The following is a 23,508-nucleotide window of genomic DNA, read 5'->3' on the forward strand; positions in this document are numbered from 1 at the left end:
GCCCCCTGCGCGCCGGTCGTACGTGCCGCCGCCCCCTGCGCGCCGGTCGTACGTGCCGCTCCCGAGCACCGGTCACACCCCGTCATCAATCGATCGGGCGATGCGCCTTCGGGCGCGTCGGCCGGGGAGCCGGGAGGGGCAAGGGGACCGGCGGGGAGTCCACGGAGGGGAGACGCGGGGCGCGCGGCCTCAGCCGGCGACCTTCAGCAGCAGCACCGTCCGGGCCGGCACCGTGACCGTCGTCCCCGCCGGGTGCTCCACCCCCGGCGCCTCGGCCTGCTCCTCCCGGCCGGTGTCGAGGACCACCTCGTACCGCTCCGCCCAGGGCGGCCCCGGCAGTACGAAGTCCACCGGATGCTCCCCGGCGTGCAGCACGGCCAGGAAGCTGTCGTCGACGACCGGCGCGCCCCGCTCGTCCCGGCCGGGAATGTCCCGCCCGGACAGGTACATGCCCAGCGTGGCGGCGGGCGCGAACCAGTCCCCTTCCGTCATCTCCGTACCGCGCGGCGTGAACCAGGCCAGGTCCCGCAGCCCGTCCGAGGACTGCGCCCGCCCGGAGAAGAAGGCGCGGCGGCGCAGCACCGGATGGCGGTGGCGCAGCCGGATCAGCCGGGAGACGAGGTCGGACAGGGCCCGCCAGCCCGGGTCCTCCAGCAGGCTCCAGTCCACCCAGCCCAGCTCGTTGTCCTGGCAGTAGGCGTTGTTGTTGCCGCCCTGCGTGCGGCCCATCTCGTCGCCGGCGAGCAGCATCGGCACGCCCGTCGACAGCAGCAGCGTGGTGAGCAGGTTGCGCAACTGCCGCCGCCGCAGCGCCCGCACGCCCTCGTCGTCCGTCTCGCCCTCCGCCCCGCAGTTCCAGGAGCGGTTGTCGTTCGTCCCGTCCCGGTTGCCCTCGCCGTTGGCCTCGTTGTGCTTGCGCTCGTAGCTGACGAGGTCGCGCAGGGTGAAACCGTCGTGCGAGGTGACGAAGTTGACCGAGGCGTACGGGCGGCGCCCGCCCCAGGCGTACAGGTCGCTGGAGCCGGACAGCCGGTAGCCCATCTCCCGCACGTCCGGCAGGGCGTGGCGCCAGAAGTCCCGCACGGCGTCGCGGTAGCGGTCGTTCCACTCCGTCCACAGCGGCGGGAACGCGCCCACCTGGTAGCCGCCCGAGCCGACGTCCCACGGCTCGGCGATCAGCTTCACCCGGCGCAGCACCGGGTCCTGCGCGATCACCGCCAGGAACGGGGAGAGCATGTCGACGTCGTGCATCGAGCGGGCCAGCGCGGCGGCCAGGTCGAAGCGGAAGCCGTCCACGCCCATCTCCGTCACCCAGTACCGCAGCGAGTCGGTGATCAGGCGCAGCACGTGCGGCTGCACCACGTGCAGGGTGTTGCCGCAGCCGGTGTAGTCGGCGTAGCGGCGGGCGTCCGGCTGGAGGCGGTAGTAGCCGCGGTTGTCGATGCCCTTCAGCGACAGCGTCGGGCCCAGCTCGTTCGCCTCCGCGGTGTGGTTGTAGACCACGTCGAGGACGACCTCGATCCCGGCGGCGTGCAGCGCGCGCACCATCCGCTTGAACTCGCCGACCTGCTCGCCCGTGGTGCCGGAGGCGGCGTAGGCGGCGTGCGGGGCGAAGTAGCCTATGGAGTTGTAGCCCCAGTAGTTGCGCAGGCCCCGCCGCAGCAGGTGGTCCTCGTGCGCGAACTGGTGCACCGGCATCAGCTCCACCGCCGTCACGCCCAGCTTCACCAGGTGCTCGATCGCCGCCGGGTGCGCCAGGCCCGCGTAGGTGCCGCGCAGCTCCTCCGGTATCCCGGGGTGGAGCTTGGTGAAGCCGCGCACGTGCAGTTCGTAGATGACCGAGTCCGCCCACGGCGTCTTGGGGCGGCGGTCGTCCGCCCAGTCGTCGTCGTCGTGGACGACGACGCCCTTGGGGACGTACGGTGCCGAGTCCCGGTCGTCGCGCACGGTGTCGGCCACGTGCTGCTCCGGCCAGTCCCGGACGTGCCCGTACACCTGCGGCGGCAGCCGGAAGTCGCCGTCCACCGCGCGCGCGTAGGGGTCCAGCAGCAGCTTCGCCGGGTTCCAGCGGGCGCCGGTCCACGGGTCCCAGCGGCCGTGCACCCGGTAGCCGTAGCGCTGCCCCGGCAGCACGCCCGGCACGAAGCCGTGCCAGATCTGGTGGGTCAGCTCGGTCAGCGGGACCCGCCTCTCCACCCCCCGCTCGTCGAACAGGCACAGCTCCACCGCCTCCGCCCCGCCCGCCCACAGCGCGAAGTTGGTGCCCGCCACCCCGTCCGGCCCGACCCGGAAGCGGGCGCCGAGCGGTGTCGGCGCCCCCGGCCACGCGGGCACGGCGGGTGCCCGGCGCGGCCTGCCGTCCACGGCGGCGGGGCGTTCGTCCTGACCGTTGCCGGCGGCCCGCTTCCCGGCCACCGCCTCCTGCTCGGCTGCGCTGGACACGTGTCGGCCTCCCACGGCTCGTGGAACGACGTGGAAAAGGGCGCACGGTGTCCCGGCCACGGCTCCCCGTCGCGTCGTCCTCCCCCATGTTCTGCCCAGAGCATGGCTCGCACTCACGTTTCCCCGCGGCGGGCCCCGTCGTTAGGGGCGGGTGTGAGGCATGTACACAGGCGCGCGCGGCGCGCGGGGGCCGCCCTGGCCGCCCTACTGACCTGGGCGGGACTGCTGGCAGGGGCCGCCGGCTGCACCTCGGGCGGCTCCGGGGGCGGCGGCGTGTTCGACAAGCCGCCCTCCCGCGAGGAGATCATCCGGATCTCGCCGGCCGACGGCAGCGAGGGGGTGCGGCCGGGGGAGAGGCTGTCGGTGCGGGTGCCGGGCGGGCGGCTGGAGTCGGTCCGGGTCGTCAGGTCGCGGGACGCCCGGCGGACGCCGGTGCCCGGTCGCGTCGTCGCCGGCGGGTCGCGCTGGGAGCCCGCCGACGGCCGGCTGGCGCTCGCCGCCCGCTACACGGTCGACGCGGTCGCCGTGGACGGACGCGGACGCCGCTTCGCCCGGCACGCGACCTTCACGACGTACGTCCCGCGGGAACGCTTCATCGGCTACGTCGCCCCGGAGAACCGCTCCACCGTCGGCACCGGCATGATCGTCTCCCTGGAGTTCAACCGGGAGATCACCCACCGCGCCGCCGTCGAACGCGCCGTGCGCGTCACCGCCGTCCCCGCTGTCGAGATCCGCCCCCACTGGTTCGGCCGCGACCGGCTCGACTTCCGGCCCCGGCACTACTGGAAGCCCGGCACCCGGGTCACCGTCGCCCTGCGCCTGCGCGACGTCGAGGGGGCGCCCGGGGTGTACGGGCTGCAGGACCGGACGTTCTCCTTCACCGTCGGCCGCAGCCAGGTCTCCGTCGTCGACGCCGCCGCGCACACCCTGCGGGTCCACCGGGACGGCGACCTGCTCGCCACCGTGCCGATCACCGCCGGCGCCCCGGGGACCACCACGTACAACGGCAAGATGGTGGTGACCGAGATGCTGGAGGTCACCCGCATGGACAGCCGCACGGTCGGCTTCGGCGGCGAGTACGACATCCCCGACGTCCCGCACGCCATGCGCCTGACCGATTCCGGCACCTTCCTGCACGGCAACTACTGGGCGCCCGAGGACGTGTTCGGCCGGACCAACGTCAGCCACGGCTGCGTAGGCCTGCGCGACGTGCGCGGCGGCGGCGCCCACACCCCGGCGGGCTGGTTCTTCGACCGCAGCCTGGTCGGGGACGTCGTCGAGGTCGTGCGCAGCAAGGACAGGAAGGTCGCTCCCGACAACGGGCTCGGCGGCTGGAACATGAGCTGGAGGAAGTGGAAGGCGGGCAGCGCGGTGAAGTGACCGTGAGGCGGCCCCTCCCCGGCCTCCCCACCTGCGGCGCCGGAGCCGGATCCGGTACGGAACGGTGACGATCCGGGAGCGCCGACGCCCCTTGCCGGGCAGTTAATATGCGCCGGAGCGCGTAGCACGCGTTGGGGTGCGGGCCCGAGCGGGGCCCTGCGAGGGGAGAACAAGTGAACGGGCGACCGGTATCGGGGGCGTGGACCGACGCACGGGGGCGGAGCGCCAGGAGGCTGTCGGCGCTGCTGTGCGGTGTGGTGCTGACGGCCGTGACCGCGTGCGGCGGCGGATCGGATTCCGGGTCCGGCTCCGCCGACGGCAAGGGCAAGGGCTCCGCCGCGGCGCAGAGCGGGCAGTCCGAGGCCGTCGTCACCATCGCCCCGAAGGACGGCGCCGAGGGCGTCGACACCAGCGGCGCCCTGAAGGTCGGCGCCGCGAAGGGGAAGCTGACCGAGGTCGAGGTCAAGGACGCCGAGGGCGACGAGGTCGAGGGCGAGATATCGGCCGACGGCGCCACCTGGACGCCGTCCACCCACCTGGCCGCCTCCACCACCTACACGGTGCACGCGGTCGCCGAGGACGCCGGGGGCCGCACCGCCGCCGAGGACGCCCGCTTCACCACGCTGACCCCGAAGAACACCTTCATCGGCCACTTCGCCCCCGAGGACGGCTCCACCGTCGGCGTCGGCATGCCGTTCTCGATCCGCTTCACCCGCGGCATCACCCGCCCCGAGGACGTCGAGAAGGCCATCCGCATCACGACGGAACCGGCCGTCGAGGTCGAGGGCCACTGGTTCGGCAACGACCGGATCGACTTCCGGCCCGAGAAGTACTGGAAGGCCGGCACCAAGGTCACCGTCGACCTCGACCTCGACGGCGTCGAGGGCCGCGACGGCGTCTACGGCAAGCAGTCCAAGACCGTCTCCTTCACCATCGGCCGCAACCAGGTCTCCGTCGTCGACGCCGAGAAGCTCACGATGAAGGTCATGCGGGACGGCAGGACCGTCAGGACGATCCCGGTCACCACCGGCGCGCCCGGCTACGAGACCTGGAACGGCCAGATGGTCGTCAGCGAGAAGCTCACCGTGACCCGGATGAACGGCGAGACGGTCGGCTACGGCGGCGAGTACGACATCAAGGACGTCCCGCACGCCATGCGCCTGACCACCTCCGGCACCTTCATCCACGGCAACTACTGGGGCGGTGACGCCTTCGGCAACCGCAACGCCAGTCACGGCTGCGTCGGCCTGCGCGACGTGCGCGGCGGCTGGGACAAGAAGGCGCCGGGCGCCTGGTTCTTCGACAACTCGCTCATCGGCGACGTGGTGATCGTGAAGAACTCGAACGACGCCACCGTCGCCCCGGACAACGGCTACAGCGGCTGGAACATGTCCTGGGAGAAGTGGAAGGCGTAGCCCCCGCCGCCTGACGCACGGCCCCGGTGTGAGCCATCGCACCGGGGCCACCGCCGTTAGTGGCCGTTAACCTGCTGGGCATGACCGTACACCTCGAAGTCGAAGACGGCGTCGGTACGCTGCGCCTGGACCGCCCGCCCATGAACGCGCTGGACATCCCCACCCAGGACCGGCTGAAGGAGCTCGCCGAGGAGGCCGCGCGCCGCGAGGACGTGCGGGCCGTGGTGCTCTACGGCGGGGAGAAGGTGTTCGCGGCCGGCGCGGACATCAAGGAGATGCGGGCGATGGACCACACCGCCATGGTCCTGCGCGCCCGTGCCCTGCAGGACTCCTTCACGGCCGTGGCCCGCATCCCCAAGCCGGTCGTGGCGGCGGTCACCGGGTACGCGCTGGGCGGCGGCTGCGAACTCGCCCTGTGCGCCGATTACCGCATCGCCGGGGACAACGCCAAGCTGGGCCAGCCCGAGATCCTGCTCGGCCTGATCCCCGGCGCGGGCGGCACCCAGCGGCTGGCCCGGCTGATCGGCCCCTCCAGGGCCAAGGACCTGATCTTCACGGGCCGCCAGGTGAGGGCCGACGAGGCGCTCGCCCTGGGCCTGGTGGACCGGGTGGTGCCGGCCGCCGAGGTGTACACCGAGGCGCACGCGTGGGCCGCGCGGCTGGCCCGGGGCCCCGCGCTGGCGCTGCGCGCGGCGAAGGAAGCGGTCGACACCGGGCTGGAGACGGACATCGACACCGGCCTGGCCGTCGAACGGAACTGGTTCGCGGGGCTGTTCGCCACGGAGGACCGGGAGCGCGGGATGCGCAGCTTCGTGGAGGAGGGACCCGGCAAGGCGAAGTTCCTCTGACATCCGCCGGCGGCGCGGCCCGGGGCGCGTCACCGGCGTGACGTCCGCGGCGGGTCCCCCGAAGGGGCGGTTCGCGCCGGACGTGTGGCGCGTGGGGCCCGCCGTGCCGGGCGGCCCGCCGACCGCCGCCGGCAGGCCCGTCCGCGCAGGTCGCCGCAGGCCTCCTCGCCCTCCGTCGGACGGCCGGCACACGCCTCGCGTCGCCCCTCGGCCGGGGCGGGGCGGGATGCCGCGGGGGGGTATTCCCCGGGAACGGCCCCGTGCGGTGCACCGGGCGGCCATCATGGGGGGCATGGCGGGGCTGGAGGGTCTGGGGCGGCCGCGGGGAACCGGCCGGGCGCCTGCGGCGCGCTGGTCGCCGGCGGTCGAGGACGAACGTGCGCTCGTGGCGCTGGAGTCGTTCGGCAGCCCGGCGGAGAGCGAGGTCGAACTCCCCTCCCGTCCCGAGTCCGCGGCCGTCGCGCGGCGGCTCGCCCAGGTGGTGGCCCTGCGCCAGTGGGCGCTCCCCCCGAGGCTGACCGAGGACGTCGTCCTGCTCGTCTCGGAACTGGTGGGCAACGCCGTGCGCCACGCCGGTGCCCGCCGCTTCGGCCTGCGCATGCACCGCCATCCCGGCTGGATCCGCGTCGAGGTGCGCGACCCCTCCCGGGGGCTGCCGTGTCTGATGCCGGTGCGGGAGACGGACATCAGCGGGCGGGGGATCTTCCTCGTCGACAAGCTGTCCGACCGGTGGGGGGTCGATCTGCTGCCGTGCGGCAAGCGGACGTGGTTCGAGATGCGCGTGGTGGACCGCTAGGTCCGTACCGGGATGTGCCGTACCGGGGCGGGGTGCCCTGGGGCGAGGGCGTGCCGCGCCCCTGACCGGCCACCGTTCGGGCGAATCGCCCATTTTCGTTCATATTGCCCCTTAAATGGGGCGAATGACGCCGATGCATCGTCCCCCGACGCACCGCGGCCTGTCGAAAGGCGCCCTGGCCGCGGCCGCCGCCCTCGCCGCCCTCGCCGCCTGCGGCACCGAACGCGACGACCGGGCCGCCGAGCCCCGCGCCACCCGGGCCGCCGCGCCCGCCCCGACCGAGAAGAGGCCCGTCGACGGCCTGCCCGGCATGCCGCCCGTCCTCGACCCCGAGGACGTCTACGCGGCCGACCGCCCCAACAAGCTGTCCCCGGTGGTCAAGGACTTCCCCTCCCGGGTCTACGTCCCCAACACCGGGTCCGACACCGTCACGGTCATCGACCCCAGGACGTACGAGGTCGTCGACACCATCCCCGTCGGCCGCCAGCCCCAGCACGTCGTCCCCTCCTGGGACCTGAAGACCCTGTGGGTCAACAACAACCGCGGCCACACCCTCACCCCCATCGACCCCAGGACCGGCAAGGCCGGCAAGCCGGTGCGGGTGCACGACCCGTACAACCTCTACTTCACGCCCAACGGCAAGTACGCCGTCGTGATGGCCTCCCTCGACCGCGAACTGGTCTTCCGCGACCCGCACACCATGAAGGAGGTCAAGACCGAACCGGTCTCCTGCTACGGCGTCAACCACGCCGACTTCTCCCTCGACGGCCGCTACTTCATCGTCTCCTGCGAGTTCAGCGGCGAGCTGCTGAAGGTCGACACCGAGAAGATGGAGGTCGTCGCCCAGCGGAAGCTGCCGTTCGACGGCGCGATGCCGCAGGACGTGAAGGTCTCGCCCGACGGCAGCAAGTTCTACATCGCCGACATGACGGCCCACGGCATGTGGGTCCTGGACGGCGACAAGTTCACCGAGCCGGCCCTGCTGCCCACCGGCAAGGGCTGCCACGGCCTGTACGTCAGCCGCGACTCCCGCGAGATGTACGTCTCCAACCGGGGCGAGGGCACCGTCTCCGTCTTCGACTTCACCCGGGACAAGCTGACCAGGAAGTGGCGCCTGCCCGACGGCGGCAGCCCCGACATGGGCGGCGTCTCCGCCGACGGCAAGGTGCTGTGGCTGTCCGGGCGGTACGACTCGGAGGTGTACGCCATCGACACCCGCACCGGCAAGCAGCTCGCCCGTGTCAAGGTCGGCAGCGGACCGCACGGCCTCGCGGTGTACCCGCGGCCGGGCCGCTACTCCCTGGGGCACACCGGCGTCTTCCGCTGAGGCAGGGCGAGGTGCCACGCCGCCGGACGAGCGGCGGTCCGTGGCGCGCGGGCTCCGAGGGAGCCGGGCCGGGTGGCCGCCACACCACGCGCGAGGGAGGGCGGTTAATCTGATCTGCGCCAGCGGAACGGGCTGAGCGGACGACCTGAGCACGAGATGAGGGGCGGATCGGTGGCGGACATCGAGGAAGCACGCAAGCAGTTCGAGCGGATCGATACGGACGGGGACGGGTTCGTCACCGCTGCCGAGTTCAAGACCGCCCTCGCCCAGGGCGGTGACTGGAACGTGACCGAGGCGGTCGCCGAGGCGATCATCGCCAGCCGGGACGTCGACGGCGACAAGCTGCTGTCGTTCGACGAGTTCTGGGCCCACCTGAACAAGTGACGACGTGAACCGGGGGCGCCCGGCCGGTTTACCGGCGGGCGCCCCCTCGTCATGCCCCGTCCGCCCGGCGCCGGACGCGCACGGTCCAGCGGCCGTCGTGGCGCTCCAGGACCAGCGGCAGGTCGAAGCACTTGCCGACCTGGTCACCGGTCAGGACGTCCGCCACCGGACCCTGGGCGAGCGGGCGGCCGTCGCGCAGCAGCAGGGCGTGCGTGGTGCCCGGGGGCAGTTCCTCCAGGTGGTGGGTGACCAGGACCGTCGCCAGGCGCGGATGGTCCCGGCACAACTCGTCGAGGGCGCCGATCAGTTGCTCCCGGCCCGGCAGGTCCAGCCCGGTGGCCGGCTCGTCCAGGAGCAGCAATCGGGGCCGCGGCATCAGGGCGCGGGCGATCAGGGTCCGGCCGCGCTGCCCCTGGGAGAGCGTGGGCCAGCGCGCCTCGCGCAGCTCCTCCAGCCCCAGCGTCGCCATCAGCCGCTCGGCGCGCTCCACCTCCTGCGGCCCCGGCCGCCACCGGGGCACCGGTTCCACCGAGTTGGTCAACCCGGTCAGCACGACGTCCCGGACCCTGAGCGGCGAGGTGAGCGGATGGCGGGGATCGACGTGGCCGACGTAGGCGCGCAGCTCCCGCAGGTCCACGCGGCCCAGACGGCGGCCGAGCACCTCCACCGTGCCCCGCGTGGGGTGCGTCCGGGCGCCGAGCAGGCCGAGCAGCGTCGACTTGCCCGCGCCGTTGGCGCCCAGCAGCGCCCAGTGCTCGCCGGCGGCGACGGTGAGCGACACCTCCCGCAGGATCGGCCGGCCGTCCCGCACGACGTGCACGTCCTCGGCGCGCAGCACCGGTGTCACCGGGCCGCCCCGTTCACCGCGGACGGCACCGCCCGCACGGAGGCGGCCGCGACGCCCGCCTCCCGCGCCCGGCGGGCGTGCCCGGCCGGCCCCCTGCCTTCCGCGTCCCGGCGGGTGCCGCGGAAGGCCATGCGGACCAGCTCACCGGCGTACGGGTGGCGCGGGCGCGCCGGGAGCCGGTCGCAGCGCGCGGCGGAGTCGCGGACGGTGTCGATGCCGCGGAGGCCGGCCGTCGGGCCGGCGCCCCGGGCGCACAGGTCGAGGACGAGGGTCACCGGGCCGACATTACCGGTGCGCCCGCCGGTGCCGGACAGGCAGCCCTCGACGTGCTGGGCACCGGCCGGGACGGCGTGCTCGGCACGGGCGGCACCGGTGCCGCGGTCGCCGTGCGGGTGGCCGGAGGGTACGGCCGGGTCCCGGCGGGCCGGGCGCGGCGGCGGACGTACCCGGTCCGGCCGGCGCAGGCGCCCGGGGCGCCGATCTCGGTCTCCTTGACGCCCATGGGGACCGGCGGGGCGAAGAGGCGGCGCTTGCGGGGGTGTCCGCCGGCCCGGTCGGCGTCCGGCCGCCGTCGTGCAGGTCGACCGGGGCCCACGGGGGAGCGCGGCGGGTGCGGGCGGAGGGCCGGTTCCGGCCGGGCGCCGCCCGTCACCCGAACGCCACGGGCGCGGAATAGCCGGGAAAGCGGTGGGGTTCTCGCCCCACGAAGGACGCATGCACGTGCATCGGCATCTCTCCGGAAGGGCCTGTCATGAAGATCGGCATCATCGGCGCGGGCAACATCGGCGGCAACCTCACCCGGCGGCTCACCGCCCTCGGCCACGAGGTCTCCGTCGCCAACTCCCGCGGCCCGCACACCCTCACCGAGCTGGCCGAGGAGACGGGCGCGAGGCCCGTGCCCGTGGAGGAGGCCGCGCGCGGCGCCGAGGTCGTGGTGATCGCGGTTCCGGTGAAGGCGGTCCCCGACCTCCCCGCCGGCCTGCTGGACGGGGCGGCGGACGGCGTCGCCGTCGTCGACACCGGCAACTACTACCCGCGCGAGCGCGACGGGCGGATCGCGGGAATCGAGGACGAGGGCCTCACCGAGAGCCGCTGGACCGAACGGCGGATCGGCCACCCGGTGATCAAGGCGTTCAACGGCACCTACGCCCAGGACATCCTGGACCGCCCCCGCCCCGCCGGCGACCCCGACCGCATCGCGCTGCCGGTGGCCGGCGACGACGAGGCGGCCAAGGCGAAGGTCCGGGCCCTGATCGACGAACTCGGCTTCGACACCGTCGACGCGGGCGGCATCGACGACTCCTGGCGCCAGCAGCCCGGCACCCCGGTGTACGGCCTGCGGGGCGGTGCGGAGGCGGTGGCCGAGGCCCTGGCGGAGGCGTCACCGGAGCGCCCCGAGGCCTTCCGCGGCTAGGTTCTGCCTCTTTGGCCGGCGCCGGCTCCGGATGAGGATGCCGGCGGGGTGGAGTGCGGCCCGGTGGGCGATGGCGGGTCCGTCGGTCCGTGTGGCCGGGCCGCGCCACTGCTCGAGGCGGTTGATGCATCGTTCGACGGCGTTCCGCTGTTTGCAGGCATCGCGGTCGAAGCCGGACGGGCGGCCGGCTTGGCGGCCTCGTCGCAGCCGGTGGCCGATCGGGTCGGAGGGCTGCGGGACGACCGCGCGGACTCCCCGTGCGGGACCGGCGGGCTCGCCGGAGCGCATCGCCCCTTTTCGCATGTCCCGGCGGCGTGCTGGTGGGCCCGGACGACCGTGGAGTCCGCCGATGCCGTCCAGCCGATGTCGTCATCGGCATCCACTGCTGCCAGGACAGCGGCGAGGACCTTCTCCCGGGTGCCGTCGACGACCCATCCGATCGGCCGTTTATGGGCGGTTCGAGACGAACCGAGCTCGTCGGGCAGGTCCCGCCAAGGCGAGTTGGTGCGGTACTTCCACGCGATGGCCCCAAGGGTGCGGCGGTGATCGGCCCATGGCCGCCCGCGGACCGGATCGGCCGGCGTCGGCGGCTCGGTCCGGCCCCGCATCACATCAGTGATCACTGAACGTCTTTCATCCTGGCGCTTGAGGAGTAGAACGACCTGGCCAGGTGGGGTGGTGACGTGGCGAAGCCCCTCGTCGTTGGTGTGGTGATCTCACTCATCACGCCGACGCCGGGGGGCTTCGTTGGTTCCGTATCCTTCCATGCTTGACGTCCCGCACGAGCTGGTCGAGCACGTCTCGTGGCTCATCTACGCCCGAAGGCGTGAACTGCGTTCGCCCTGGCGACGGTTGAGCTGCTTCAAGCAGGCCCTTCTGACGCTGGCCCACCTGCGCAAGAACGAGACCTTCGCCCGGGTCGGAGCCGGGTTCGGCGTGTCCGAAGCGACCGCCTGGCGGTACGTGGACGAGACCCTCGAGGTTCTGGCCGCCTGGGCGCCCGGCCTGCATGAGGCCCTCGTCGGCCTGGGCGAGGGAGACTTCGTCATCGTCGACGGCACGTTGATCCCCATCGACCGCGTCGCCGCGGACCAGCCGTACTACTCCCAGAAACACCGCAAGCACGGCATGAACGTCCAGGTCATCGCACGGCCGGACGGCACCCCGCTCTGGTTCTCCCGCGCGACTCCAGGTCGCACCCACGACCTCACTGCGGCCCGCGCCCACGGCATCGTCCAAGCCTGCCTCACCCGGCAGATCCTCGTCCTCGCCGACCGCGCCTACCAGGGCGCCGGCGCCACCTTCCGCACCCCCTACTACCACCACAGCGAACAACCCGAGCACTACCAGCAGTTCAACCGCGACCACGCCCGACTCCGGGCCCCCGGAGAACGAGCCTTCGCCCACCTCAAGACCTGGCAGATCCTGCGCAGGGCCAGATGCTCCACACGCCGCATCGGAACGATCGTCCAAGCCGTCCACACCCTGCTGACCTGCGACTATTCAGGATGAAAGACGTTCACTGAGCTTCTTCGAATTGGCTACCGATCGGGTGATGGGCTGTGAAGCGCAACGAGCGAGGCCCCCGGGCTGTTGACCGAGATGTCTGACGTCTCAATCACGTTGCTCGGGGGCCTCGCACATCTGAACAGAATTCCTGACTCGGAGGACTAGCTCGGCTATGACATGTCCCTCGAACCCCGCGCCGATGGCTGATCAGGCGGGGATTTCAGAACGGATCGGGGCTGCTTCAGCGTTCCAGCCACCGTCGAAAGAACCTGCACGCGAGCCACCACCAGCATCGACGATTTCACGAGCCCCACGCCCCTCACGACGAGGACCCCATTCCCGGCAACCCCTCGGCTACTCCGTACCATCATCCGATCTCTTCCCCGCCGAGGCCAAGGTTCCGCCCAGTAGTGCCACCCCCAAGGGCCATGAGCGCATGTGCACCGGAAGGGTCACGCAGTGCTCCCCGATGCGCAGGAGCAGGCCCCTGCCCACCAGGTCCTGCGCGGCGGTGGCGCATCGCGGGTCCTGGGTCAGCTCGGCCCATGTGCATCCTTCCAGGCCTCGACGGAAGACATTCATCAGGACGGGATCGTCCACGACGATCCGGCTGCCGGATTCGGGGCGCTGGTCGACGACGGACAGGAACGCCGGCCCCTTGCGGAAGTAGAGGAGGCCGAACTGGCGGGAGGACCGCCACCGGCCGACGGGGAGGGGCCCCTCCTCCCGCACGGTAATCCGGTTGGGTGCGGGCAGGTGGTCGAGCCGCGGGAGCAGGTCGAGCTGTTCCGGGTCCAGCGTCAGCGACCAGGTGACCCGGGCGCCGACCGAGGAGCACTCGCGAATCAGCGCGATGATCCGCACGATCACGTGGCCGGGAAGGGCCGAGAAGTCCGCAGGTTCCGTCAGCCGCACCCCGGAGACGGGCACCCGGAGCAGCAGCGCCGCCAGCTCGGTGGCAGCCGGGAGCTCGGCCCCGCCGGTGCCGAGGATGAGCGTCGCGGCCGCGGGCCGGCCATCGGGCGAGGCGCCGCCCTCGCCGGAAGCCCGTGCCCTGAGTCCATCGACGTCCATCATCGTGCTCGTCACGATGCCGCGACCTCCTTGCCATTGATCAGCTTGCGTCGGTACGGGTCGACCTCGGGTGCGACGCTCACGTAGCGCCCCTCGTCCTCGAAGGCCAAGCCCCGGTCGACGAAGTAGTGGAGCATCTCCTCGATGTCCCCGTCCCCGACGGAGTGCCCGCCTTCGGCGAGCCGTCGGCGTATGCCCTCCCGGCCAGCCACCTGGAACATGCCGAGGTACGCATTGCTCTGGAGGTCGTCCAGCTCGATCACTTCCTCCGGCCAGCTGACACGGCGATCTTCGATGACGACCCGGCCCCGGTCGTCGGTCCAATAGGAGAGGGTGCTCTGCGGATATGCCTTGGCCCATTCCTCACAGGCCTGCTTCATCTCCTCCTCGATGGGCCCCGAAATTCCCTGGATGCTGGTGTCGAAGAAGAAAACCATGTCGTACAGCTGATCCCGTGGAACCCGGTAGATGAAGTCGTATATCTCTGACGGGCGGCGGAACATGAACCCCTGGGTGGGATCCTCGAACTCGGCCATCACGCTCTCGTCGCGGTCGCGGACGTTCTGCACGAATTGAATGTCGCTGATCGCTATCTCGGATTCGTCCGATCGCCCGAACAGCAGTCCCGAGGTGCGCGGGAGATGGGAGGGGACCCCGTTCTCGTCGCGGCTGTCCAGACACTTCCGACATTCCTGGACGGCATTGTCGATGAAACGCCTGAGGGGTTCGCTCTCGAAGCGGGCGGTCCTTGGCAGGTCGGCAGTCACACGCCGGGGATCCTCAAAGCTTGTCACTCGTGACTCCTCCGATTTCCTCGGTCGACCCATGCGATGCCAATCAGGAGTACCGGGCAAGCCAAACTACAACCAAGGATGCACCGGTCCTGCATTCCGGCTGACCGGGAGGCGGCCTGTCGTTATGATGTGCCCATGCATCTCTCGCCATCTCTGCGCTGGTGGCGCTCCTCATAGGAGCGGCCGCCTTTGATGCATGACAGGGCCGTTCGAATGGATGGACGGTCCTTCTGCGGCCCCTGGGCCAGGGATCGTGCCATCCTCACGGTGGCATCGACCCCAAGGAGACCTTGTGAACGCCGCACCCCAGACCACCGCCCCCGATGCCACCACCTCCGGCACCCCCGGCGACATGCTCGGCATGTCCGCCGTTCAGGCCCGCAGCGCGGTACTGGAGGAGCAGATCGTCAAGCACCCCACACAATTCCGGGTGCTGACGGGCGACCGCCCCACCGGTCGCCTGCACCTGGGCCATTACTTCGGCACGCTGCACAACCGCGTACGTCTGCAGAACCTCGGCGTGGAGATGTTCGTGATCATCGCGGACTACCAGGTCCTGACCGACCGCGATGTAGCAGACAACCTGACCGAGCACGTGGAGAACCTGGTACTGGACTACCTCGCCGTCGGGGTGGACCCGGCCCGCAGCACGATCTTCACGCACAGCGCCGTGCCCGCCCTCAACCAGTTGATGCTGCCCTTCCTCAGCCTCGTCTCCGTCTCCGAGCTGAACCGCAACCCCACGGTCAAGGACGAGATCACCCACTCGCGCCAATCATCCGTCAGCGGGTTGATGTTCACCTACCCCGTCCACCAGGCGGCCGACATCCTCTTCTGCAAGGGCAATCTGGTCCCGGTCGGCCAGGACCAGCTCCCTCACCTGGAGATCACCCGCACCATCGCGCGTCGTTTCAACGACCGCTACGGCAACGGCACCCCCGTCTTCCCCCAGCCCGACGCCCTGCTGTCGAGCGCACCGCTGCTGCTGGGCACGGACGGCACCAAGATGAGCAAGAGCCGCGGCAATGCCATCCTGCTGTCCGCCGACGCCGACGAGACCGCTCGTCTGCTCAAGGGGGCCAAGACCGACTCCGAGCGCCACATCACCTACGATCCGGCCAACCGCCCGGAGGTGTCGTCGCTCCTCCTGTTGGCGGCGCTCTGCCAGAACCGGCCCCCCGAGGAGGTGGCCGCCGAGATCGGCTCCGCCGGGGCCGCCGCGCTGAAGAGGACGGTGACCGAGTCCGTCAACGAGTACCTGGCCCCGATCAGGGCCCTGCGGGCCGAGTACGCGAAGGACCGCGGCTATCTCCGCCAGACGCTGCGTGAGGGCAACGAGCGGGCCCGGGTGGTTGCCGACGCCACGCTCGCCGAGGTGCGTGCAGCCATGAACAGCGTCTACTGAGGTCGGCCGGCGGGACGCCCCGGTTGCCGCAAGCGGTCTCCCGCCACCCGGTTCCTGCCGCCCACCGGGGCAGGTGATCGCGAGCAGGAGGCGAGGGCCGTGACTGCACCCTTGGGTGCAGTCACGGCCTGGGACGACATGATCCTCGTAATCTGGCGCCGTGACCGTGACCACCGGCAGAGTTCTCGCCACTGCATCACAGCCTCGTGTCTCGCTTTGCCGCGGGCTCCGCTACGCGCGTCTGGGCCTGGTCGAGGCACGGCCTGTCGTCCAGATCGTATTCCTCATGCGGTTCGCGGTGGGCGCCGCCTTTTCCGCTCAGGATCTGGCGGACGTGCCGAAGCTGGCCGCCGGAGGCCTCGCATGGTGGCTGGCCGTGGTGACCGCCTACCTCGTCAACGGTGTGCTGGACGTCAAGGAGGACCGCGCCAACGGGTCCGCCCGTCCGATCGCCCGGGACGATCTGCCGGAGCGGACGGCCGCGGTGCTCACCGCGGTCGCGGCCGCGGGGTCGCTACTGCTGTCGCTGTTCGTTCCCGGGCTCACCGTATGGGTGGCGCTGTTCCTGCTGCTGGGCTGGCTCTATTCGGCACCGCCGTTTCCCGCGAAGCGCTGGAGCAGCACTTGCGCGGTGGTGGTGTTCGGACTCGGATGGACCTCGTTCGCATCAGGTGCCGTTGCCGTAGGAGGAGAACTGGGCCCGGCCGGACTGGTCTTCGCCGCCGTGATGAGCGCCTGGATGGCCTTGGTGGGCGCGGTCGTCAAGGACCTCGGCGACATCGACGGGGACGCCGTCGGCGGGCGCCGCACCGTGGCCGTGCGGCACGGCGCCGGCCGGGCCCACGCGGTCGCGGCGGCGGGTGCCCTCCTCGTCGGCACGGGCGCCGTTCCGGCGGCACTGGCCTGGGCCCCGCTGACACTGGCCGGAACGGTTCCCCTGACGATCGGAGCCGTCTGCGTGGTGGCGCAGATCGTCCGTACGGCCGGGGGCACGGACGGGGACAGGAGAACCCGCCGCAGCGCGTACCGCGTGTTCATGCGCACTCAGTATGCGGCGAACATCGCCATGATGCTCGCGCTGCTGCTGCACGGACCTGCGTGACGGCTGTCCGTGTGCCGGTGCGCGTCAGTGAACGTCTTTCATCCTGAATAGTCGCAGGTCAGCAGGGTGTGGACGGCTTGGACGATCGTTCCGATGCGGCGTGTGGAGCATCTGGCCCTGCGCAGGATCTGCCAGGTCTTGAGGTGGGCGAAGGCTCGTTCTCCGGGGGCCCGGAGTCGGGCGTGGTCGCGGTTGAACTGCTGGTAGTGCTCGGGTTGTTCGCTGTGGTGGTAGTAGGGGGTGCGGAAGGTGGCGCCGGCGCCCTGGTAGGCGCGGTCGGCGAGGACGAGGATCTGCCGGGTGAGGCAGGCTTGGACGATGCCGTGGGCGCGGGCCGCAGTGAGGTCGTGGGTGCGACCTGGAGTCGCGCGGGAGAACCAGAGCGGGGTGCCGTCCGGCCGTGCGATGACCTGGACGTTCATGCCGTGCTTGCGGTGTTTCTGGGAGTAGTACGGCTGGTCCGCGGCGACGCGGTCGATGGGGATCAACGTGCCGTCGACGATGACGAAGTCTCCCTCGCCCAGGCCGACGAGGGCCTCATGCAGGCCGGGCGCCCAGGCGGCCAGAACCTCGAGGGTCTCGTCCACGTACCGCCAGGCGGTCGCTTCGGACACGCCGAACCCGGCTCCGACCCGGGCGAAGGTCTCGTTCTTGCGCAGGTGGGCCAGCGTCAGAAGGGCCTGCTTGAAGCAGCTCAACCGTCGCCAGGGCGAACGCAGTTCACGCCTTCGGGCGTAGATGAGCCACGAGACGTGCTCGACCAGCTCGTGCGGGACGTCAAGCATGGAAGGATACGGAACCAACGAAGCCCCCCGGCGTCGGCGTGATGAGTGAGATCACCACACCAACGACGAGGGGCTTCGCCACGTCACCACCCCACCTGGCCAGGTCGTTCTACTCCTCAAGCGCCAGGATGAAAGACGTTCAGTGAACCTTTCTCATCCTGAGCGCCGAGCGGTCCTGATGGTGTGAGGGCGCCGACGGTTCGGCCGATGCGGTTGGTGCCGCGCCGGACCCTGCGCGGGATCCGCCATCGCTTGAGGCGGGTGAAGGCGCGCTCGCCCGGTGCCCGCAGGTGAGCGTGGTTTTTGTCGAACCGGGCGTACTGCTCGGGCAGGAGATGTGCTCGACCACCTCCTGCCGGACGTCGGGCATTGGTACGACACGGGACCGACGAGGCTCCTGTGTTGAGTGCTGATGGGTGAGATCACCAACACACCGGGCAGGAGCTTCGTCCCGTCATGCCCCTACCCACCGGCCACCACCACCCCTGAGCGCAGGGTGAGAAGAGTTCAGTGGTAACCGAAAGCCTTGTTGACTGCGTCGATACGGGAGACGGCGTCCAGCTTTCCGTAGATGTTGTTGAGGTGCCGCTTCACGGTCGCCGTCGTTATGCCGAGCTGGCGGGCTATCTGGCTGTTGCTCATCGCCTTCGCGACCATCTCGAGCACCTCCCTCTCACGCCGGGACAACACCGAGCAGGCCGCGGCGTGCGCCGGCGCCACCTTCGAGGCGCACCCTTCGGCGTCGTCGTCCAGGACGCCGTCGGACGCCCGGGCGGTGGCCTCCCCATAGCCGACGACCCCGGCGTAGAGACGGTTTCCGGAGCTGTGGCGGAAGGCGGAACTAATCAGCAGCAGCGCAGACGCTCGTCGCGCGGGCGCCTCGTACCGCACTGCAGTACGGATGATCGGCTGCATGGCATTCCACAGGAGTTCCACCGCGCGAATCGACTCGGCCACCGCGATCCCCTGGTTGGCGCGGTCGGCGCCTACGAGGCGCGAGTACTGCCAGACTTCGACCGGTTCCGGCGGCTGGTCCCCGTTCAGTGTCGTGATGCAGTCCTCTACGATCGCTTGCGCCTGATCGCGGCATTTCGGCCACGCCTCCCTGTCCATCACCAAAGGACTTCGGACCGTCCGCAACGCCGTTTGATAGGAGTGGATGACGGCAGGAATTGCGGTGCGCAGGAACCGCGCCGCAGCCGGATAGCGCATAGGCCCTCCTTGCTGCACCCTTGTCGAACCGGGTGGTTGCACCGATCGGTGCCGCGCCCCAACGCGGCAGCGGCCAGGAGGCGGCGACTTGCAGAGGCTAACAATGCCGTCCCCCTGGCCCATAGTCGCCTGCCCGACTTCAAACGATCTTGGCAATTGACCGTATGCCGCATCGCGATGAGGCGGAGCCCCGGGGTGTTCCTCGGTTGTCCGGTTCGGTCACTGCAGTCAGCCGACTGCGTCCGAGAGCCGATCGAGGGCCGAACCCTGTGTGGCGGCCGATTGTTGATCTTGCTGGGGCAGAGGACCGTTGGCGAGAGCAGCGGTCAGGCCGGGGGCATCGGGGGCGGTGCCGGCGGCAGCGCGCAGCCGGGCCGCACAGGCGGTGATGCGGCGGTACCAGTCCGGGAACAGAACTTGCGCGGCCGGGTGGAGGAAGGGGTGGCGGGCAAGGTCGCGGTGGTTGGCCAGTCCTCCGGGCCCGCGTCAGGGCGAAGCCGCCGGGGTTCCAGGCCGGCATGTCCATGTTGCGGCTGATCACGCAGGCGGGGTTCGGCCGTACTGATTCCAGCAGCAGTTCCAGGTGGGAGCGCACGGTGCGGCTCGGAGCCGGAGGCGGCTCCGACACGTAGCGGGCGGCCCGGGCGGCGATCTCGTGCAGGTGCTGGTGTTCCCGGTCGTCCGGGCACAGGGCGAGCGCGTCGAGGACGGCAGGGCCGGGGCGAGTTTCCCTGCCGCGTTCCAGGCGCACGTAGTAGTCGATGCCGATCCCGGCGAGGGTGGCCAGTTCCTCGCGGCGCAGTCCAGGCGTACGGCGGATGCCGGTGCCGATGGTGAGTCCGGCCCGCTGCGGGTTGGTCCGGGTGCAGCGGGCGCGCAGGAAGCGGCCCGCTCGACCGCCCGCCGCTCGGGCCGCTGCAAGCTCCACCCCATCCGGCCGGTCGGCAACCGCCGCACCGATGCCCGCGACAAAGACACCCCCGTCACCCGCTCGACCACCGGGCCGACCCGCTCCAAAATCCACAGATCAGCCTCGAAGCCATGCGCCTGGGCGCCTTGCTCCAGTACGGTCCGCACCCGCTCGACCTGGACGTCGTCCAGCTTGGACGGACGACCGGTGGCCGGGCGCCGCCGCAAGGCGTGAGTGCCGCTCCCCCTCCCACACCCGTTTCCACCGCCGCACGCTCCCGGCACTGGCCTCCAGCATTCGTGCGATCTCGGCATTCGAGCGTCTTTGCTCGAACGACTCGGCTGCCCGTACACGCCGTGCCTCGGCCAACTGCGGTCGCGTCAACGAGGGAACGGCGGACCCGGAGACAGCACGCGAGGGCTTGAAGGACACGGCACCAGGCTCCCGCCAACGAGTCCGCCACGCCCACGGAGCCAACGAAGCCTCAGCAGGGGCGTGCACCTCGTAGGCGGCCCGGCGCCTGCACAGGCCGATGGAGGAGGGGCCGAGGAGCCGCTGCCGTGAGCGGGGCCGGCTCCGGTCGTCCCGGTGAGCACCCTTCCACAAGTCGGGGACCGGGACAGTGGCGCGCTCGGTGGCGCTGCCGGTGGTCATGGAGTCCCGCACTCTCATGGGTTGGCTGCCCTGCGGGTCGCGGCCCGAGGGCGGTGAGCGGGCCACTGCCGGTGATCGGGACCCTGACGGGGCTGGTGACACCGGCCGTGGCGATCCGGTCGGCGGCTGGCCGGTGAAGTCATTTCCGCCTGCGCCCGTCGTCGCTACGCCGCCCAACGATGTGCCGGTATGTGCGGCGGGGTAAGTCAGTGCACCGTCACGGCCGACGCCGCCCCTCTCCCACGTCGGCAGCCTGCGGCGCGACAGGCGCCCGATGGCCTCATCGAGCTTCCGCGCCGTGGGCTGTTGCGGCCCTGGGCCGACATGCCCGCAGGTATTCGCGGACGGGGCCGTTGCTGTAGGCCTTGTCGGCGGCGAGACGGTCCGGCCTCCTGCGGGGTCCGCCCGGCCCTGGCCGGGGCACGCGGATCTTGTCCAGGACGGGCTCGAACTGGGTGCAGTCCGCTCACTGTCCCGGTGTGACGATCAGGGACAGCGGGCGGCAGCGGCCGTCCGCGCTCGGATGGAGTCTGCTGGTGAACCCGCCGCGTGGGCGGCCCGGGCCCTCACCTCCAGCACCACCTCCACCAGGCGGGCGACCAGACTCCGCCACGGCGTTCCGTCCTGGTGCTCCACCTCGTCGGCCTCCTTTGACGCGAGGGCCGACGGCGGGTCGGTGCGGGCGCCGGCCGCGTGCTGATGCGCGCGGACGATGGTGGAGTCGGCCGAGATGTCCCAGTCGATCCCGCCGGCCGCGGCCCGGACCTGCCGGAGCAGACGCTCCCACGTGCCGTCGGCCGACCACGGCCGGTGGCGTTCACGGACCGTCTTCCCCGGGCCGAACCGCTCGGGCAGGTCACCGAACGCCGGTCCGCACCCGGTGCGGAATCCCGTCGATCACCTGCCGGTGATCCCGCCACCTGCCACCACGCCCGTCGCTGACCGGTGGGAACGGCCGCAGCCGTTCCCACTCGGCATCCGTCGGATCACCCGGCCTCATGTCCACGTCGACGACGCGACCGCGGAACGGTCACGTGATCGGCAGGACAAGTCCCAGGCGCGCAGGGGGCCGTGCCGTCAGGCCCCCTCGGCCCATCTCCTCAGCGCCGCCTTGCTGCCGAAGTCGGCGACGTTCCTGTCCAGGGGATCGCTGGTGTACTGGTGGAAGCGCCACTTCGCCCGGATGCGGGGCTCGCCCGCGGTGACGTAGTCGGCGATCCACAGGCCGTCCCCGGCGTAGGAGGTCGTGTCGACGTTCAGCCAGAAGTCGCGGTTGCAGTAGAGGACGACGCGATGGCGGGGCCGCAGCTCCTTCACCTTCTTGATGAAGCGGTCCTTCTCGGCGTTGCTCGCGCGCGTCCCCGCGCTCGTCGTCTCCCAGTCGACGGCGAGGATGTCACCGGCCCGGTCGGGGGCCTTGCCGACGAAGTACTCGGCCTGGGCGGTGAGGTTGCCGGGCCACAGGAAGTGGTAGAAGCCGACCACCAGCCCGGCGGCACGGCCGCGTTCGGTCTGGTCGGCGAGTCTGGGATTGACGTAGGAGCGGCCCTCCGTCGCCTTGACGAAGACGAAGGAGAGGCCGTCCGTGTCGTACGAGGCGGACTGGTAGGAGCTCACGTCGATGCCGTGCAGCATGGGGTCTCCCGGGAGGGCCTTGAACGGCTGGCGGTGGTGGGGTTATGCCCCCGGCGGCGCGCGGCCGACCCCCGCCGGAGCGGAGTCGTCCGTTCTCTGGTTGGCTCCGGTGGTCCACCGGCGTGCGGCTCAGCACTCGATGATGTTGACCGCGAGCCCGCCCCGCGCCGTCTCCTTGTACTTCACCGACATGTCGGCGCCGGTCTCCTTCATCGTCTTGATGACCTTGTCCAGCGACACCTTGTGCGTGCCGTCGCCGCGCATCGCCATCCGCGCCGCCGTGACCGCCTTGACCGCGGCCATGCCGTTGCGTTCGATGCACGGGATCTGCACCAGACCGCCGACCGGGTCGCAGGTCAGGCCGAGGTTGTGCTCCATGCCGATCTCGGCGGCGTTCTCCACCTGCTCGGGACTGCCGCCCAGCACCTCGGCCAGCGCGCCCGCCGCCATCGAGCAGGCCGAGCCGACCTCGCCCTGGCAGCCGACCTCCGCGCCGGAGATGGAGGCGTTCTCCTTGAAGAGCATGCCGATCGCGCCGGCGGCCAGCAGGAAGCGGACCACGCCCTCCTCGTCGGCGCCGGGCACGAAGTTCATGTAGTAGTGCAGGACCGCCGGGATGATGCCGGCCGCGCCGTTGGTGGGGGCGGTGACGACCCGGCCGCCGGCCGCGTTCTCCTCGTTCACCGCCATCGCGTAGAGCGTGATCCACTCCATGGCCAGGGCCTGCGCGTCGCCTTCCGAGCGCAGCTTGCGCGCGGTGTTCGCGGCGCGGCGGCGCACCTTCAGGCCGCCCGGCAGGATGCCCTCGCGGGACATGCCGCGCGCCACGCACGCCCGCATCACCCGCCAGATCTCCAGCAGGCCCGCGCGGATCTCCTCCTCGGTGCGCCAGGCCCGCTCGTTCTCCAGCATCAGCGCGGAGATGGACAGGCCCGTCTCCCGGGTCAGGCGCAGCAGCTCGTCGCCGGTGCGGAAGGGGTACTTCAGGACCGTGTCGTCCAGCTTGATGCGGTCCGCTCCCACCGCGTCCTCGTCGACGACGAAGCCGCCGCCCACCGAGTAGTACGTCTTGGCCAGCAGCTCGGCCCCAAAGGCGTCGTACGCCCGCAGGGTCATGCCGTTGGCGTGGTAGGGGAGGGCCTTGCGGCGGTGCAGGACCATGTCCGCGTCGAAGTCGAACGCGATCTCCCGCTCGCCGAGCAGCCTCAGCCGGCCGCCGGCCTTGATCGCCTCCACCCGCTCGTCGGCACGCTCCACGTCCACCGTGCGCGGCGAGTCGCCCTCCAGGCCGAGCAGCACCGCCTTGGGCGTGCCGTGGCCGTGGCCGGTCGCGCCGAGGGAGCCGTACAGCTCCGAGCGCACGGAGGCGACGGAGTCCAGCAGGCCCTCGTTGCGCAGCCGCCGGGCGAACATGCGGGCCGCGCGCATCGGGCCGACCGTGTGGGAGCTGGACGGGCCGATGCCGATCGAGAACAGGTCGAAGACCGAGATGGCCACGGGGACTCCTCAGGACGGGGGTGGTGCGGAGGGGGGTGGGGCGCCGTGCCCGCTTGTGGCGGGCACGGCACCCCGGGG

At 71.4% G+C, this 23,508-nt stretch carries 18 protein-coding genes and 5 pseudogenes; 10 read left to right on the top strand and 13 right to left on the bottom strand.

The genetic code is table 11. The features are described 5' to 3' along the window. Positions 1–189: 189 nt before the first annotated feature. Positions 190–2,442, bottom strand: a complete 2,253-nt coding sequence (gene glgX / locus ACSU6Z_RS20630; protein ID WP_437047663.1) for a glycogen debranching protein GlgX — start codon at positions 2,440–2,442, stop codon at positions 190–192. A gap of 153 nt (positions 2,443–2,595) precedes the next feature. Between glgX and ACSU6Z_RS20635 the strand changes: the two genes are divergently transcribed. From ACSU6Z_RS20635 to ACSU6Z_RS20660, 6 genes are all read left to right on the top strand, one after another. Continuing rightward, positions 2,596–3,822 (top strand): Ig-like domain-containing protein, encoded by a 1,227-nt coding sequence (locus ACSU6Z_RS20635; protein WP_437047665.1) that lies wholly within the window; start codon positions 2,596–2,598, stop codon positions 3,820–3,822. 173 nt (positions 3,823–3,995) lie between these two features. Next, on the top strand, positions 3,996–5,237 hold the full coding sequence (locus ACSU6Z_RS20640; protein ID WP_437047667.1) for a L,D-transpeptidase: 1,242 nt from the start codon (positions 3,996–3,998) through the stop codon (positions 5,235–5,237). A gap of 80 nt (positions 5,238–5,317) precedes the next feature. Beyond that, positions 5,318–6,085 (top strand): enoyl-CoA hydratase/isomerase family protein, encoded by a 768-nt coding sequence (locus tag ACSU6Z_RS20645; RefSeq protein WP_437047669.1) that lies wholly within the window; start codon positions 5,318–5,320, stop codon positions 6,083–6,085. A gap of 292 nt (positions 6,086–6,377) precedes the next feature. After that, a complete protein-coding gene (locus tag ACSU6Z_RS20650) occupies positions 6,378–6,881 on the top strand; it encodes an ATP-binding protein (protein WP_437047671.1) in 504 nt (167 codons plus the stop codon). 133 nt (positions 6,882–7,014) lie between these two features. Next, positions 7,015–8,208 carry a YncE family protein gene (locus ACSU6Z_RS20655; protein WP_437050406.1) on the top strand — a complete coding sequence of 398 codons (1,194 nt, stop codon included), beginning with the start codon at positions 7,015–7,017 and terminating at the stop codon, positions 8,206–8,208. Between the two features lie 171 nt (positions 8,209–8,379). After that, positions 8,380–8,592, top strand: a complete 213-nt coding sequence (locus ACSU6Z_RS20660) for an EF-hand domain-containing protein (RefSeq protein WP_437016121.1) — start codon at positions 8,380–8,382, stop codon at positions 8,590–8,592. Positions 8,593–8,641: 49 nt separating this feature from the next. On the opposite strand, the gene ACSU6Z_RS20665 is transcribed toward ACSU6Z_RS20660, so the two are convergent. Both ACSU6Z_RS20665 and ACSU6Z_RS20670 read right to left on the bottom strand, forming a co-directional pair. Further along, positions 8,642–9,439, bottom strand: coding sequence for an ABC transporter ATP-binding protein (locus ACSU6Z_RS20665; RefSeq protein ID WP_437047673.1), 798 nt, complete (start codon positions 9,437–9,439; stop codon positions 8,642–8,644). Beyond that, complete coding sequence (locus ACSU6Z_RS20670) at positions 9,436–10,155, bottom strand: hypothetical protein (protein WP_437047675.1); 720 nt, start codon at positions 10,153–10,155, stop codon at positions 9,436–9,438. Before ACSU6Z_RS20670 ends, ACSU6Z_RS20665 begins: the two co-directional genes overlap by 4 nt. A 35-nt stretch (positions 10,156–10,190) precedes the next feature. Here ACSU6Z_RS20670 and ACSU6Z_RS20675 point away from each other — a divergent pair, with 35 nt between their 5' ends. Then, positions 10,191–10,853: an NADPH-dependent F420 reductase gene (locus ACSU6Z_RS20675; protein WP_437047677.1), complete on the top strand. Its 663-nt coding sequence runs from the start codon at positions 10,191–10,193 to the stop codon at positions 10,851–10,853. Here ACSU6Z_RS20675 and ACSU6Z_RS20680 read toward each other — a convergent pair. Then, a pseudogene (locus tag ACSU6Z_RS20680) lies at positions 10,821–11,461 on the bottom strand (transposase). The gene ACSU6Z_RS20675 and the pseudogene ACSU6Z_RS20680 overlap by 33 nt on opposite strands. Positions 11,462–11,560: 99 nt before the next feature. On the opposite strand from ACSU6Z_RS20680, the pseudogene ACSU6Z_RS20685 reads away from it, so the two are divergent. Continuing rightward, positions 11,561–12,365: pseudogene (locus tag ACSU6Z_RS20685) on the top strand (transposase family protein). 351 nt (positions 12,366–12,716) lie between these two features. Here the strand turns inward: ACSU6Z_RS20685 and ACSU6Z_RS20690 are convergent. Together ACSU6Z_RS20690 and ACSU6Z_RS20695 are read right to left on the bottom strand one after the other, a co-directional pair. Next, entirely contained in the window at positions 12,717–13,451 is a 735-nt protein-coding gene (locus ACSU6Z_RS20690; protein WP_437047679.1) for a DUF5825 family protein, read from the bottom strand. After that, positions 13,448–14,203, bottom strand: a complete 756-nt coding sequence (locus ACSU6Z_RS20695; RefSeq protein ID WP_437047680.1) for a hypothetical protein — start codon at positions 14,201–14,203, stop codon at positions 13,448–13,450. Before ACSU6Z_RS20695 ends, ACSU6Z_RS20690 begins: the two co-directional genes overlap by 4 nt. A gap of 379 nt (positions 14,204–14,582) precedes the next feature. Between ACSU6Z_RS20695 and trpS the strand changes: the two genes are divergently transcribed. Then, positions 14,583–15,635 carry a tryptophan--tRNA ligase gene (gene trpS / locus ACSU6Z_RS20700; protein ID WP_437050408.1) on the top strand — a complete coding sequence of 351 codons (1,053 nt, stop codon included), beginning with the start codon at positions 14,583–14,585 and terminating at the stop codon, positions 15,633–15,635. A 160-nt stretch (positions 15,636–15,795) separates the two neighbouring features. Further along, complete coding sequence (locus ACSU6Z_RS20705; protein ID WP_437047682.1) at positions 15,796–16,737, top strand: UbiA prenyltransferase family protein; 942 nt, start codon at positions 15,796–15,798, stop codon at positions 16,735–16,737. Positions 16,738–16,775: 38 nt separating this feature from the next. On the opposite strand, the pseudogene ACSU6Z_RS20710 reads toward ACSU6Z_RS20705, so the two are convergent. The 7 genes and pseudogenes from ACSU6Z_RS20710 to ACSU6Z_RS20740 all read right to left on the bottom strand — a co-directional run bounded on the left by ACSU6Z_RS20710 (position 16,776) and on the right by ACSU6Z_RS20740 (position 23,430). Further along, positions 16,776–17,580: pseudogene (locus ACSU6Z_RS20710) on the bottom strand (transposase family protein). Between the two features lie 449 nt (positions 17,581–18,029). Then, positions 18,030–18,734, bottom strand: coding sequence for a helix-turn-helix transcriptional regulator (locus tag ACSU6Z_RS20715; RefSeq protein WP_437047684.1), 705 nt, complete (start codon positions 18,732–18,734; stop codon positions 18,030–18,032). 324 nt (positions 18,735–19,058) lie between these two features. Further along, positions 19,059–19,662 (bottom strand): annotated as a pseudogene (locus ACSU6Z_RS20720) (MmyB family transcriptional regulator); the annotation flags it as partial. A gap of 17 nt (positions 19,663–19,679) precedes the next feature. Continuing rightward, positions 19,680–19,958: pseudogene (locus tag ACSU6Z_RS20725) on the bottom strand (hypothetical protein); the annotation flags it as partial. A gap of 826 nt (positions 19,959–20,784) precedes the next feature. Next, positions 20,785–20,934 carry a hypothetical protein gene (locus tag ACSU6Z_RS20730; protein WP_437047685.1) on the bottom strand — a complete coding sequence of 50 codons (150 nt, stop codon included), beginning with the start codon at positions 20,932–20,934 and terminating at the stop codon, positions 20,785–20,787. A 441-nt stretch (positions 20,935–21,375) separates the two neighbouring features. After that, on the bottom strand, positions 21,376–21,933 hold the full coding sequence (locus ACSU6Z_RS20735) for a glycoside hydrolase family 25 protein (protein WP_437047687.1): 558 nt from the start codon (positions 21,931–21,933) through the stop codon (positions 21,376–21,378). 129 nt (positions 21,934–22,062) lie between these two features. Then, a complete protein-coding gene (locus ACSU6Z_RS20740) occupies positions 22,063–23,430 on the bottom strand; it encodes an L-serine ammonia-lyase (protein WP_437047689.1) in 1,368 nt (455 codons plus the stop codon). Positions 23,431–23,508: the final 78 nt, after the last annotated feature.

This window comes from Streptomyces sp. enrichment culture, from assembly GCF_964273145.1.
GTDB lineage: Bacteria > Actinomycetota > Actinomycetes > Streptomycetales > Streptomycetaceae > Streptomyces.